General features: G+C 66.2%; 13 protein-coding genes. 11 read left to right on the forward strand and 2 right to left on the reverse strand.

The annotated features are described in order from the left end of the window. Positions 1-767, reverse strand: a 767-nt coding sequence (locus tag B1A78_RS15935) for a SurA N-terminal domain-containing protein (protein ID WP_179102066.1), incomplete at its 3' end; no start/stop codon positions are given. A gap of 177 nt (positions 768-944) precedes the next feature. Between B1A78_RS15935 and tpiA the strand changes: the two genes are divergently transcribed. The 11 genes from tpiA to B1A78_RS15990 all read left to right on the forward strand — a co-directional run bounded on the left by tpiA (position 945) and on the right by B1A78_RS15990 (position 13,328). Next, complete coding sequence (gene tpiA, locus B1A78_RS15940; RefSeq protein ID WP_077147918.1) at positions 945-1,691, forward strand: triose-phosphate isomerase; 747 nt, start codon at positions 945-947, stop codon at positions 1,689-1,691. Between the two features lie 102 nt (positions 1,692-1,793). Beyond that, positions 1,794-2,243: a preprotein translocase subunit SecG gene (secG, locus tag B1A78_RS15945; RefSeq protein ID WP_077147907.1), complete on the forward strand. Its 450-nt coding sequence runs from the start codon at positions 1,794-1,796 to the stop codon at positions 2,241-2,243. 117 nt (positions 2,244-2,360) lie between these two features. After that, positions 2,361-3,992 (forward strand): CTP synthase, encoded by a 1,632-nt coding sequence (locus B1A78_RS15950; RefSeq protein ID WP_077147908.1) that lies wholly within the window; start codon positions 2,361-2,363, stop codon positions 3,990-3,992. 31 nt (positions 3,993-4,023) lie between these two features. After that, entirely contained in the window at positions 4,024-4,710 is a 687-nt protein-coding gene (locus B1A78_RS15955; RefSeq protein ID WP_077147909.1) for a Crp/Fnr family transcriptional regulator, read from the forward strand. Between the two features lie 336 nt (positions 4,711-5,046). Continuing rightward, on the forward strand, positions 5,047-6,297 hold the full coding sequence (locus B1A78_RS15960) for a lipoprotein-releasing ABC transporter permease subunit (RefSeq protein WP_077147910.1): 1,251 nt from the start codon (positions 5,047-5,049) through the stop codon (positions 6,295-6,297). Next, complete coding sequence (locus B1A78_RS15965; protein ID WP_077147911.1) at positions 6,290-7,009, forward strand: ABC transporter ATP-binding protein; 720 nt, start codon at positions 6,290-6,292, stop codon at positions 7,007-7,009. Before B1A78_RS15960 ends, B1A78_RS15965 begins: the two co-directional genes overlap by 8 nt. Next, the gene (locus B1A78_RS15970; protein ID WP_077147912.1) at positions 6,996-7,472 is read left to right on the forward strand and encodes a glutathione peroxidase; all 477 of its coding nucleotides are present in this window, start codon (positions 6,996-6,998) and stop codon (positions 7,470-7,472) included. Before B1A78_RS15965 ends, B1A78_RS15970 begins: the two co-directional genes overlap by 14 nt. 10 nt (positions 7,473-7,482) lie before the next feature. Further along, a complete protein-coding gene (locus B1A78_RS15975; RefSeq protein WP_077147913.1) occupies positions 7,483-7,677 on the forward strand; it encodes a hypothetical protein in 195 nt (64 codons plus the stop codon). A 60-nt stretch (positions 7,678-7,737) separates the two neighbouring features. Continuing rightward, on the forward strand, positions 7,738-11,226 hold the full coding sequence (gene dnaE, locus B1A78_RS15980; RefSeq protein ID WP_077147914.1) for a DNA polymerase III subunit alpha: 3,489 nt from the start codon (positions 7,738-7,740) through the stop codon (positions 11,224-11,226). Then, positions 11,223-11,630, forward strand: a complete 408-nt coding sequence (locus B1A78_RS15985) for a GFA family protein (protein ID WP_077147915.1) — start codon at positions 11,223-11,225, stop codon at positions 11,628-11,630. Before dnaE ends, B1A78_RS15985 begins: the two co-directional genes overlap by 4 nt. Positions 11,631-11,723: 93 nt before the next feature. After that, positions 11,724-13,328 (forward strand): long-chain fatty acid--CoA ligase, encoded by a 1,605-nt coding sequence (locus tag B1A78_RS15990; RefSeq protein ID WP_077147916.1) that lies wholly within the window; start codon positions 11,724-11,726, stop codon positions 13,326-13,328. Here the strand turns inward: B1A78_RS15990 and B1A78_RS15995 are convergent. Beyond that, positions 13,325-14,370 (reverse strand): PA0069 family radical SAM protein (locus tag B1A78_RS15995; RefSeq protein ID WP_077147917.1); only part of this gene is annotated, 1,046 nt, incomplete at its 5' end. The genes B1A78_RS15990 and B1A78_RS15995 overlap by 4 nt on opposite strands.

Raw genomic sequence — 14,370 nt, forward strand, 5'->3', positions numbered from 1 at the left:
TCCTTGTCGGTGACCGCCGCGACCGGGGCCGAGCTGCGGTCGAACACCGCATATTGCAGCACGCGGCGTTCGGGGATGCTGAAGCGGGCGCGATTCGCCGCGAGATATTTCTGCAGCGCGGCGTCGCCGGGATCGGCGGTCGGCGCGAAGCTGCTCGACGGGATATAGGTCGCCTGGCCCTCGCGCCGTTCGAGCAGCAGCGCGGCATAGGGCTGCGCCATGCCCGGGGCGACGCGCGGCATGCTGCCGACCGGGACCGCGAGCTGTTCGGCGTAGATCTGTTCGGCGATGTCGGCGCGCAGCGCGGCGTCGGTGATATTGTTGTTGCGCAGGAAGGCGTCGTACATCGCCTTGTCGAAGCTGCCCGACACGCCCTTGAACACCGGCAGGTCGGCGATGCGGCCGTCGATCAGGCGCTTGTTGATCCCGAAGCCGATCGAATCGGCATATTGCGTGAACGCCGCGCCGTCGATCATCTGGTCGAGCGTCTGCTGCATCCCGCCTGCCTCGATAAAGGCCTCCATCGTCAGGCCCGGCTGGTCGCGGCGGGCCTGGTCGAAGGCGCCGCGCACCCGGTCGCGCAACTCGGCATAGCCGATGTCGGTCTTGCCGACGCGCGCGACATTGGTGCCGCCGACCCCGCCGGAAAAGGGCGAATTGTTCGTGACGTCGCCGAGCACCATGATCAGGCCGATCAGCGCGACGAAGGCGAGCGCCAGGATCTTGCCGAGCACGGAGGAAAACAGGTTGCGGATCGCGGTAATCATCGAGCGGGCAATCTTTCGAATGGATGCGCGGGCGCGCAATTGGGTGCGGCTTTAGGCGGGTGAGCCAGCGGCATCAAGGCGGGAAAGCGCCGCCGCGCCGCGCAGCCGCGTCTTGCCTATCGGCTCCCGCCGCCGCTAGGGCCGTCGCAACCGGAACAACAGCAAGAGGGAATGGCGATGGCGCGGCGGAAATATGTGGTCGGCAACTGGAAGATGAACGGCGTGTCGGACTCGCTGGCCGAGGCGCAGGCGATCTTTGCAGGCGCCGCCGAGCATCCGGCGGTCGACGTTGCGCTGTGCCCGCCCTTCACGCTGATCGGCGCGATGGTCGCCGCGGCGCCGGGCGCGGCTGTCGGCGGGCAGGATTGCCACAGCGCCGCGTCGGGCGCCTTTACCGGATCGGTCGCGGCGTCGATGCTGGTCGATGCCGGCGCGCGGCTGGTGATCGTCGGACACAGCGAGCGCCGCGAGGGGTGCGGCGAGAGCGATGCCGATGTAAAGGCGAAGGCCGAGGCGGCGCTGGGCGCCGGGCTCGACGTCATCCTGTGCGTCGGCGAGCCGCGCGAAGTGCGCGAATCGGGCGGCGCGATCGACCATGTGCTTGCGCAGGTGCGGGAATCGCTGCCCGACAGCTTCGACCCGACGCGGCTTGCCATCGCCTATGAACCGATCTGGGCGATCGGCACCGGGCTGGTCCCGACGACCGAGGATGTCGCGGCGATGCACGGGTCGATCCGGGCCGCGCTGTCCGAACGCATCGGCACGGGATCGGGCGTGCTGCGGCTGCTCTATGGCGGATCGGTCAATGGCGACAATGCCGCCGAGCTGCTGGGCGCGGGCGACGTCGACGGCGCGCTGGTCGGCGGCGCGAGCCTGACCGCGGGCAAGTTTTTGCCGATCGTGGCCGCGGGCGCCGGTCTCTAGGCGTATCGTACCAGCTAGCGGGTTGAAGAAAGCGCGCGTCCTCTCTATGTGGGCCGCCAGATCGGCCGCGTGGCGGCCCCTGCCATTTTCCGGGAATTATCGATGTCGAACCTCTTCACCTTCCTGCTCGTCGTACAGGCCATTGTGGCCGCCGCGATGATCGCGGTCATCCTGATGCAGAAGTCGGAAGGTGGCGGGCTGGGCGTCGGCGGCAGTCCCGCCGGGCTGCTTTCGGCCCGCGGCGCGGCAGATTTCATGACGCGCGCGACCACGATCCTCGCCACCGCCTTTGTCGGCCTGTCGATCGTCCTCGCGGCAATGGCATCGGTCGGCGGCTCGGGCAGCAGCGCGACGCTCGACACCTCGTTGTCGAAATCGGCGCAGCCGGCGAGTGGCGGGACCTCGGGCCTGACCGCGCCGGCACCGGCACCCGCGACGGGCGCACCCGCCCAGGCCGCGCCGACCGACGATCCGCTGGCCGCCGCTGCCGCGGCCGCCGCGGCCGACACCCCGGCGCCCGCGCCGGCACCCGCGGCTCCCGCCAAGAAATAAGCGGCAGCGCCGCACGGCGCCCATCGCTCCCCGCATGCGCCGGCGCGGATTTATTTCCGCGCCGTGCGATTCGACGGCTTGCGCCGTCCCCCTCCTGTTGAGTAAGTCTTTCCTCCCATGGCGCGGTTCATTTTTATCACCGGCGGCGTGGTCTCCTCGCTTGGCAAAGGTTTGATGGCGGCTAGCCTCGCCGCCTTGCTGCAAGCGCGTGGCTATCGCGTCCGTATCCGGAAGTTCGATCCCTATCTCAACGTCGATCCGGGCACGATGTCGCCCTATCAGCACGGCGAGGTCTATGTGACCGACGATGGCGCCGAGACCGACCTCGACCTCGGCCATTATGAGCGCTTCACCGGCGTTGCGGCGCGGCAGAGCGACAATGTCACCTCGGGCCGCATCTATCAGCAGATCATCACCAAGGAACGCCGCGGCGATTATCTCGGCGCGACTGTGCAGGTCGTCCCGCATGTCACCGACGCGATCAAGGCCTTTGCGCGCGCCGAAACCGACGACCTCGATTTCGTGCTGTGCGAAATCGGCGGTACGGTGGGCGACATCGAATCCTTGCCGTTCATCGAGGCGATCCGCCAGCTGCGCAACGAAGAGGGGCGCGACAAGACCCTGTCGGTCCATGTCACCTTGGTGCCGTACATCGCCGCCGCGGGCGAATTGAAGACCAAGCCGACGCAGCACAGCGTGCGCGAACTCGCCTCGCTTGGCGTCCAGCCCGACATATTGCTCTGCCGCTGCGAAAAGCCGCTGCCTGAGGGCGAACGCGCCAAGATCGCGCAATTCTGCAACGTGCGGAAGGAGGCGGTGATCCCCGCGCTCGACGCCGACAGCATCTATTCGGTGCCGGTGCAATATCATGGCGAGGGGCTCGACGGCGAAGTGCTGCGCGCCTTCGGCATCCACGACGCGCCCGACCCCGACCTGTCGCGCTGGTTCGACATCATGGACCGCAAGCAGCATCCCGAGGGCGAGGTCACGATCGGCGTCGTCGGCAAATATGTGTCGCTGCCCGATGCCTATAAGTCGCTCAACGAAGCGCTGGTGCATGGCGGCATGGCGAACCGGGTGAAGGTCAACATCCGCTGGCTCGACGCCGAGATGTTCGAGAATGACGGCAATCTCGCCGAAAATCTCGAGCCGCTGCACGGCATCCTCGTTCCCGGTGGCTTCGGCGAGCGCGGGTCGGAGGGCAAGATTTCGAGCGTGCGCTTCGCGCGCGAACGGGGGGTGCCCTTCTTCGGCATCTGCCTCGGCATGCAGATGGCGTGCATCGAGGGTGCGCGGAACACCAGCGGCATCGAAGCCGCGTCGAGCACCGAATTCGGCAAGACCGACGAACCGGTGGTCGGCATGATCACCGAATGGATGAGCGCCGAGGGGCTGCAGCAGCGCGGCGCCGACACCGACCTCGGCGGCACGATGCGGCTCGGCGCCTATGAGGCGAAATTGTCGCCGAACAGCCATGTCGCGGCGGTTTACGGCGCGAACGAGATCAGCGAGCGCCACCGCCACCGCTATGAGGTCAACGGCGCCTATCGCGACCGGCTGGAGAATGGCGGGCTGGTGTTTTCGGGCATGTCGCCCGACGGCATGCTGCCCGAAATCGTTGAAAGGCCGGACCATCCGTGGTTCATTGGGGTGCAGTTCCATCCGGAACTCAAATCCAAACCCTTCGATCCGCATCCGCTGTTCGCCGGGTTCATCGAAGCGGCGGTGAAGCACAGCCGGCTGGTGTAAGCCGCACGCTTTAATAGGGGAAACGGGGCTTATGGATCACGCGAAACTCGCTGCGCTTCAGGGTCCCGAAAGCATATTCTCCGGCCTGACGGTCGAGGACTGGGCCGACATCGCCAGCCGCGCGGTCCAGATCAATTTCGTCAAGGGCAAGGAATTGCTCGTCCAGGGCGACCCGGGCGACATGATGCTGATCCTGACCGAAGGCACGGCGCGCGTGTCGATGTTGACCGCGGGTGGGCGCGAGATCGTGCTCGCCTATGCCGAGCCCGGCGCGGTGCTGGGCGAGATCGCGCTGCTCGACGGCGGCGAACGGACGGCCTCGGTCACCGCGACGAGCGCGGGCAGCGCGCTCCAGCTCGGCCGCAACGCGCTCAAGGATTTCGCGTCGAGCCACCCGGAATTCACCTGGTCGCTGATGCAGCAGCTCGCGCATCGGCTGCGCACCGCCGACCAGACGATCGAGAGCGACCGCGCCTATGCGTCGGGCCCGCGGCTGGCGCGCTACCTCAAGCGCCTGATTCGCAAGGACAGCGTCGAGACGACGCATCGGGTCGAACTCAGCCAGACCGAACTCGGCAATTTCGCGGGGATGAGCCGCGAACATATCAACCGGCAGCTTCGGAGCTGGGAGGAATCGGGGGTCATCTCGCTCGAGCAGGGGCGGGTGCGCGTGCTCGATACCGACATGCTCGAGGATATCAGCGAGAGCGAAGGGTAGAATCACAACGCCCGGGCCTCGATAGCGAGACCCGGGCGCCTGTGACGAACTACCGCCATCCCCCTTTGCGTGGACGAGGCGAAGCGTCCACACTCCCTGAAACCGGGCCTTTAGCCGCGTGATCCAGAAGTCATCGGGCTAGGCCCCCGGACGCCGCTTGTCACCCTCTGGCAGTTAGGTTGCGATGCTTTTCCAGCGCCCTGTGGCCGATGGGCAACAGATTTTGCGAATCATTCGCAGGCCCTTTCGCTCCAAAGCGCCCATTGCCAGCACCCCGGTCGCCGCTTAAAGCGTCGCTATGACCGCCTATTCCAGCGCGTTTCGCGGACCGACCCTATGATCCTGCGTCCCTATGAACGCACCATCTTCAAACGTTATCTGCTTCCGCATCGCGGCGAAGGGTTCATCTTCGTCGCGGCGGCGTTCAGCTTTGTCGCGGTGATGATCGGCGTCGCGTCGCTCGTCATCGTGATGAGCGTCGTCAACGGGGTGCGCAGCGAGCTGTTCGACAAGATCGTCGGCCTCAACGGCCACGCCGTCGTCCAGGGTTTCGGCGGGCGGATCGACAATTGGCGCGACGTGCTGAAGGAAGTGCGCGCGACGCCGGGGGTGACCGAGGCAACACCGATCATCGAGCAGCCCTTGCTGACCACCTTCAACGGCCGCGTCGAGGGCGTCGCGGTGCGCGGGATGCTGGTATCCGACATCCGCAACAATTCGGTGCTGAAGGGCGAGGTCAAGGCGGGCAACCTGGCGCGGCTGACCGACGGGTCGGGCGAAGTCGCGCTGGGATCCGAACTGGCGCGCAACCTGGGCGCGACGGTCGGGTCACAGATCACGATCATCAACCCAGCGGGTCGGTCGACTCCTTTCGGGACGGTGCCGCGCGAGATCAGTTACAGTGTCGGGGCGATCTTCGAACTCGGCGTCTATGACTTCGACAAGAGCTATATCATCATGCCGATGGCCGACGCGCAGCTCTTGCTGCTCACCGGCGACCAGATCGGGCTGATCAAGGTGCAGACCGAAAATGCCGACAAGGTCGGCGAGATATTGGGGCCATTGTCGCAGAAACTGGCGTCGCAGGCGGTGGTGACCGACTGGCGATCGATGAACAGCAGCCTGTTCGAGGCGCTGTCGGTCGAGCGCGTCGCGCTGTTCGTCATCCTGTCGCTGATCATCCTGGTCGCGGCGTTCAATATCGTGTCGTCGCTGATCATGCTGGTGCGCGCCAAGACGCGCGACATCGCGATCATCCGCACCATGGGCGCAACGCGCGATTCGGTGCTGCGCATCTTTGTCGCGATCGGCGTATCGATCGGCGTCGGCGGGACGCTGGTCGGGCTGGTGCTAGGCTTTACGCTGCTTTACTTCCGCAAGGGAATTCTCGCGGGGATCGGTTATCTGTCGGGACAGAATCTGTGGGACCCGTCGGTGCGCTTCCTGACCGAATTGCCGTCGAAGCCGAACGCGGTCGAGATCGGCGTGGTGGTGGTGATGACCATCGTCTTCAGCTTCCTCGCGACGCTTTATCCCGCCTTCAAGGCGGCCAACACCGATCCCGTGCAGGTGCTGCGCTATGAATGACGTGCTGCAACTGACCGCGCTGACGCGCCATTTCGAGCAGGGCGGCGCGCGCATCGACGTGCTGCGCGGCATCGACGCGCGACTGCGCCCGGGCGAGATCGTCGCGCTGCTCGGTCCCTCGGGGTCGGGCAAGTCGACGCTGCTGCAAGCCGTTGGCCTGCTCGAAGGCGGTTTCGGCGGCAAGATCATGATCGACGGCGAGGATGCGACGCGCTTCGACCAGGGCGAACGCACCAGGACGCGGCGCGAGAAGATCGGCTTCGTCTATCAGTTCCACCACCTGCTGCCCGATTTCAACGCGATCGAGAATGTCGTGCTGCCGCAGCTGATCCGCGGCACGAAGCAGGCCGAGGCCGAGGCGCGCGCCGAGGAGCTGCTGACGCGGCTGGGGCTGGGCGAGCGACTGCATCACAAGCCGAGCAAGCTGTCAGGCGGCGAGCAGCAGCGCGTCGCGGTGGCGCGCGCGCTGGCGAACCGGCCGCTGCTGGTGCTCGCCGACGAGCCCACCGGCAACCTCGACGAGGCGACGTCGGACAAGGTGTTCGACCAGTTCGTCGCGTTGGTGCGCGACAATGGCTCGGCGGCGCTGGTGGCGACGCATAACGAACGGCTCGCCGCTCGTATGGACCGTGTGTTACGACTGCACGATGGACGCATCGAGGACGAAGTGTCGATGATCGATATCAGGGGAGGGCAAAATGGCGCTTTATGATCTTTCGGCGAAGCTGCCGGGCGGCGGCACGCAGTCGCTGGCCGATTACAAGGGCAAGGTGCTGCTGATCGTCAACACCGCGTCGAAATGCGGCTTCACCCCGCAATATGAGGGGCTGGAGGAATTATACCGCGACTATAAGGACCGCGGGCTCGAAATCCTCGCCTTTCCGTGCAACCAGTTCGGTGCGCAGGAGCCGGGCGATGCCGAGGAAATCAAGAATTTCTGTTCGCTGACCTATGACGTGTCCTTCCCGCTGATGGCCAAGATCGACGTCAATGGCGACGATGCCGATCCGATCTTCAAGCATTTGAAGAAGGAAAAGACCGGGCTGCTCGGCAGCGGGATCAAGTGGAATTTCACCAAATTCCTCGTCGACCGCGACGGCAAGACGGTGTCGCGCCACGCGCCGACGACGAAGCCCGAGGCGCTGCGCAAGGAGATCGAGGAACTGCTGGGCTAGGGGCACCCTGATGGCCGGAATGAAGCGCACGACGCGGCTATTCCTCAAGAAGTTCGCGATCATCTGCGTTTCGCTCGCCATCTATTTCGTGGTGCGCGAAAATTTCGGTTGGACGGGCGTTCTGCTGCTCGTGTCGATCGGTTTCGCGATCGGATATCTTGTGCCCGTCATCGTGCGGAAATGGGTGGAGCGCGACGCGATTTAATGCGGGCCGGGGGCCGTATCGGGCCTTCCCCGAATCGTCACATATGCCTAGCGTCCTCCGATGGCCTACAGCCCCTTTGTCCCCCTGCGCGTCTTTTCCAGCTACACGATGCTCGAAGGGGCGATCGACCCCAAGGCGATTGCGAAAGCCGCGCGCGAGCGCGGGTTTCCGGCGGTGGCGATCTGCGACCGCAACGGGCTCTACGGCGCGATGGCGTTTGGCGAGGCGTGCAAGGCCGCGGGCGTCCAGCCGATCGTCGGCGTCTTCCTGAGCATCGCGCGGCCGGGGCCACGGCTCGTCAATGGCGCGCCGCAGATCGACTGGATTGCGCTCTACGCGCAGGACGAGACGGGGTATAATAATCTGTGCGCGCTCGTGTCCGACGCGCATCTGGGGCGCCCGGTCGAGCAGGACCCGCATGTCACCTTTGCCAGGCTCGCAGGGCGCACCGACGGCCTGATCTGCCTGACCGGTGGCGGTGAGGGTGCGCTGGCGCGGCTGCTCGCGGGCGAACAGAAGACCGCGGCAGAGGATTATGTCGAGCAGCTCGAGGCGCTGTTCGGCGGGCGGCTGTACATCGAACTCTCGCGGCGCGGCGATGCGGCGGAGAAGGCGGCCGAAAAGGCGCTGATCGACATGGCCTATGCGCGCGCGCTGCCGATCGTTGCGACCAACCCCGCGTCGTTCGTCGAACCGCAATTCCACGCCGCGCACGACGCGATGCTGTGCATCGCGCAATCGGCCTATGTCGAGAGCGAGGACCGGCGCGTGTCGAGCCCCGAGGCGTGGCTGAAGCCCGCCGAGGCGATGGAGGACGCGTTCAGCGACCTGCCCGAGGCGATGCGAAACTCGCTCGTCGTCGCGCAGCGCTGCGCTTTCATGGCGCCGAAGCGCGCGCCGATCCTGCCGAGCCTTGCGGGCGACCGCGAGGGCGAGGCGGCGCAGCTCGCCGCCGACGCGCGCGCGGGGCTGGAGGCGCGGCTGGCGCTGATCGCCGATCTGTCCGACGAAGAGCGGCAGGCCTATGTCGAGCGCCTCGATTTCGAGGTCGGGGTCATCGTCCAGATGGGGTTCCCCGGTTACTTCCTGATCGTTGCCGACTTCATCAAATGGGCCAAGTCGCATGACATTCCGGTAGGGCCGGGGCGCGGGTCGGGCGCGGGCAGCGTCGTCGCCTGGGCGCTGACGATCACCGACCTCGATCCCTTGAAGCTTGGCCTGCTGTTCGAGCGCTTCCTCAATCCCGAGCGCGTGTCGATGCCCGATTTCGACATCGACTTCTGCGAAACGCGGCGCGGCGAGGTGATCCGCTATGTGCAGGAGAAATACGGCCGCGATACCGTCGCGCAGATCATCACCTTCGGTAAGCTGAAGGCGCGCGCGGTGCTCAAGGATACCGGGCGCGTGCTGCAGATGAGCTATGGCCAGGTCGACCGGCTGGCGAAGCTGGTGCCGAACCATCCGACCGACCCCTGGACGCTCGAACGCGCGCTGAACGGCGTCGCCGAGCTGATGACCGAATATAAGCAGGACGACGGGGTCCGCCGCCTGTTCGACATGGCGCGCCAGCTCGAGGGGCTGCCGCGGCACAGCTCGACCCACGCCGCAGGCGTGGTGATCGGCGACCGGCCGCTCGACCAGCTCGTCCCGCTCTATCGCGATCCGCGCTCGGACATGCCGGTGACGCAGTTCGACATGAAATATGTCGAGAGCGCGGGGCTGGTGAAGTTCGACTTCCTCGGCCTCAAGACGCTGTCGGTGCTCAAGGAGGCGAAGCGCCTGCTCGCGCTGCGCGGGATCGACGTCGATCTCGACGGGCTCGCGTGGGACGATACGGCGGTCTACGAACTGCTCCAGCGCGGCGAGACGGTCGGGGTGTTCCAGCTCGAATCCGAAGGCATGCGGCGGACGCTGTCGGCGGTAAAGCCGACCAATTTCGGCGACATCATCGCGCTCGTCGCGCTCTATCGCCCGGGGCCGATGGACAATATCCCGCTGTTCGGCGCGCGCAAGAACGGGCGCGAGGCGATCGCCTATCCGCACCCGCTGCTCGAAGGCATCCTCGCCGAAACCTATGGCATCTTCGTCTATCAGGAACAGGTGATGCAGGCGGCGCAGATCCTCGCCGGCTACAGTCTCGGCGGCGCCGACCTCTTGCGCCGCGCGATGGGCAAGAAGGTCCAGGCCGAGATGGACGCGCAGCGCGAGACCTTCGTTGCGGGCTGCGGCGAGCATAACCAGATCGCGCCCAAGGCGGCGAACGAGCTGTTCGACTTGATCGACAAATTCGCCGGCTATGGCTTCAACAAGAGCCATGCGGCGGCCTATGCCTTGTTGTCGTACCAGACCGCCTGGCTGAAGGCGCATTATCCGCACGAATTTTTCGCGGCATCGATGTCGTTCGACAGCCACCAGACCGACAAGCTCTCGATCTTCATCGACGACATGCGCCGGCTGAACGTCGGCATCGCGCCGCCGTCGATCAACGACAGCGAGGCCGATTTCTCGGTCGGGCAGGGCGATGAGGGGCTTGCGGTGCGCTACGCGCTCGGCGCGCTCAAGGGCGTCGGCGAAAAGGCGATGGAGGCGCTGGTCGCCGAACGCCATGCGCATGGCGATTTTGCGAGCCTTGATGACTTTGCCGGGCGCATCGACCCGAAACTGCTCAACCGGCGCCAGATCGAGGCGCTGGCGGGGGGCGGGGCGTTCGATCCGGTCGAACCCGAGCGGCCGCGCGCCTTTGCCGGGGCCGAGGCATTGCTCGCCTGCGCCAACAGCAGCGCGCATGAACGATCGACGGGACAGGGCGGACTGTTCGGCGGCGACATCGCGATCGCCCCGGCGCTGCAACTGCCCGCCGCCGAACCCTGGACGCTCGGCGAGCGGATGACGCGCGAGAAAGATGCCTTCGGCTTCTATTTCTCGGCGCATCCGGTCGAGAATTACGAGACGATCATCGCGGCGCGCGGCGCGCGCAGCTATGGCGATATCTGCGCCAATGTCGCAATGACGCCGGGGACGCGCATCCCGATGATGATGGCGGCGATGGTCGAAAGCGCGCGACCGCGTATGTCGCAGCGCGGCAATCGCTTCCTCAACCTGACGCTCTCGGACCGCAGCGGGCAATTCCAGTCGAGCTGCTTCGATGAGGGCGCGGGCAAGATATTGGAAGCGCTGGCGGTCGATGGCGGCTGCGCGATGCTGTCGGTCGAACTCGACCTGCTCGAAGGCGAAGAGACGCCGCGCGTGACGGTGCGCGGGGCGCAGCCGCTCGCCGACATTGCGGCGACCGCGGCGCTGCAGCTCGAGTGCCGGGTCGAGGCTGCCGAGGCGATCGCCGAGATCGCGCGCTTCGCCGAACGGCGCGAGGATGCGCGCGGGACGATCGTCGTGACGACGCCCGACCCCGATACGGGGCTGGACATCCAGATCAACCTCGGCCGCCGTTTCGCGCTCGACCCCGATCTCGTCGCGCGGCTCGAGACGGTGGCGGGGATCGCGGTGCCAAAGCTGTCGCTGGTGCCGCCGAAGGATTTCAGGGTGCGATGACGGGTTCGACCCGTGGCGCCTGTCTTTGCGGCGCCGTCCGCTTCGAGATTTCGGGCGGGTTCGACGCGTTTTTCCTCTGCCACTGCTCGCGGTGCCGCAAGGACAGCGGCTCGGCGCATGCGGCAAACCTGTTTTCGGCGAGCGCGACGATAGCTTGGCTGACGGGGAAGGAACGGGTCAAATCCTATCGCCTTCCCGGCAGCCGCCACGAACGGAGCTTTTGCCGCGAATGCGGCAGTGCGCTGCCGGGCATACAGATGGACGGCGCCTTGCTTGTCGTGCCGGCGGGTAGCCTCGACGATCCGATCGCTATCCGGCCGACCGCGCATATCAGCTGTGCGAGCCGTGCGGACTGGGATGTCGGACTGGAGCTGGTACCGGCGCTCGACGGGCTGCCGGGCTGAGACGGACCGGACGGTAAGAAAATGCGCCTTGGGCCTTGCGCCGCGCGCCCTGCCGCCTTTATCCCCGAGCAAAGCCATAAAGAGGATGCCCCTATGTCGATGCAAGGCCAGCCGTTACTCGTCACCAGCCTGATCGATCATGCCGCGCGCGAGCATGCGTCGCGCGAGATCGTGTCGCGCTGGGCCGACGGCAGCATGACGCGCTCGACTTGGGGCGAAGTGGGCAAGGATGCCCGGCGCTTCGCCGCGGCGATGACGCGGCTCGGCCTGACCAAGGGCGACCGCATCGCGACGCTGGCGATGAACCATGGCCATCATCTCGTCAGCTGGTACGGCAGTGCGGGCCTTGGCGGGGTGCTGCACACGGTGAACCCGCGGCTGTTCGACGAGCAGCTTATCTATATCATCAACCATGCCGCCGACCGCGTGCTGCTGTTCGATGCGATGTTCCTGCCGATCGTCGAGCGGCTGCGGGGCCAGTTGCCGACGGTCGAGCATTTCATCCTGTTCGATGCGCCGGCGCAGGGCGATTACAAAAGCTATCGCGAGCTGATCGACGCCGAGGATGGCAGCTTCCAGTGGGTGGCGCTCGACGAGCGCGATCCGGTCGGGCTATGCTACACCAGCGGGACAACGGGCAATCCGAAGGGCGTGCTCTACGAGCATCGCTCGAACGTCATCCACGCGATCACCGAAATCCAGCCCGACGTGTTCGACATGTCGAACCGCAGCGTCATCCTGCCGATCGTGCCGATGTTCCACGCCAACAGTTGGGGCATCCCCTTCGCGGCCGCGACGGTGGGGGCGAAGCTGGTGTTTTCGGCGACCAATGACGCGCAGGTCCTGTGCGACCTGATGCACGACGAGGGCGTCACCCACAGCGCCGGGGTGCCGACGGTGTGGATCGCGATGTTCGCGCATATGGACAAGACGGGGATCGGCTATGGCAAGCTGGCGCGCGTCATCATCGGCGGCTCGGCGTGTCCGCGCGCGATGATCGAGCGCTTCATGAAGGACGGAATCGAGGTCGCGCACGCGTGGGGCATGACCGAAACATCGCCGATCGGCACGATGGGCAAGCGGCCGTGGAACTGGGACGCGATGAGCTTCGACGAAAAGGTCGACAATGTCGCCAAGCAGGGCTGCCCGCCCTTCGGCGTCGAGCTGCGGATCGTCGACGACGAGGACCAGATCCTGCCGCGCGACGGCGAGACGAGCGGGCGGCTGCAGATTCGCGGGCCGTGGATCATCCAGCGCTATTATCGCGCCGACGAGGATGCGACCGACGCCGAGGACTGGTTCGACACCGGCGACGTCGCGCTGATCCACCCCGACGGCGTCATGCAGATCACCGACCGCGCCAAGGACGTTATCAAGTCGGGCGGCGAATGGATCAGTTCGATCGAGCTGGAAAACGCCGCGCTCGGCGCGCCGGGGGTGCAGGAGGCCGCAGCGGTCGGCGTCTATCACCCCAAATGGGACGAGCGGCCGGTGCTGCTGGTGGTGAAAAAGCCCGACGCCGAGGTGAGCGAGGCGAGCATCACCGCCTATCTGGCCGACAAGATCGCCAAATGGTGGATGCCCGACGAGGTGATCTTCGTCGACGACCTGCCGCACACCGCGACGGGCAAGCTGCTCAAGCGCCAGCTGCGCGAGGATTATAAGGATTACAAGCTGAAGTCGCTGGTGGGGGCCTAGAACAGTTCCATCTGCCCGTCGCGTTCGGGCGGGCGGAAGAGGTCGCAGCGCAGGGCCGGGAATTTGCGGTCCATGCCATGTTCGCGCGCGGCGCGCTTGACGCGGGCGCGGATCAGGTCGGCCCATATGCCGGTGCCTTTCATCCGCGTGCCGAAATTGGGGTCATTGTCGCGGCCGCCGCGGATATCGCGGATCATGTTCATCACCTTGTCGGCGCGGTCGGGATAATGCGCCGCGAGCCAGGCGCGGAACAGCGGCGCCACCTCGTGCGGCAGGCGGACGAGGATATAGGAGGCGCGGATCGCGCCGGCGTCGGCCGCCGCGGCCATGATCGCCTCTATCTCGTGATCGGTGATCGCGGGGATGACCGGTGAAATATTGACCTGCGTCGGCACCCCCGCATCGATCAGCTTGCGGATCGCGGCGAGGCGGCGGCGCGGGTGCGGTGCGCGCGGTTCGAGCGTGCGGGCGATGGCGGGATCGAGGCTGGTGACCGACACCGCGACGCCGATCAGCCCGTCCTTGGCCATGCCCGCGAGCAGGTCGATATCGCGGAGCAGGCGGTCGGACTTGGTGGTGATGAGCAAGGGGTGCTTCGTCTCGGCGAGCACCTCGACCACCGAGCGCGTCACGCCCCATTCGCGCTCGATCGGCTGATAGCCGTCGGTGTTGGTGCCGATCGCCAGCGGCGCGACGCGGTAATTGCGCTTGGCGAGTTCGGCGCGGAGCAGTTTGGCGGCGTCGGGCTTGGCGAAGAGGCGGCTTTCGAAATCGAGCCCCGGCGACAGGTCGTGAAACGCGTGGGTAGGACGCGCGAAGCAATAGATGCAGCCATGCTCGCAACCGCGATAGGGATTGATCGAACGGTCGAAGCCGATGTCGGGCGATGTATTGCGCGCGATGATCGTCCTGGGATGCTCGACGGTGACGATGGTGCGCAGGCGCGGCGGTTCGCCGTCGATCGCCTCGGCCTCGTCGAGCCAGTCGCCATCGGCCTCGCGGGCGAGCGAGCCGGTGCGGGTGGGGCGAAGGTTGGTCGGCG

The organism is Sphingopyxis sp. KK2 (assembly GCF_001990265.1).
Lineage (GTDB): Bacteria > Pseudomonadota > Alphaproteobacteria > Sphingomonadales > Sphingomonadaceae > Sphingopyxis.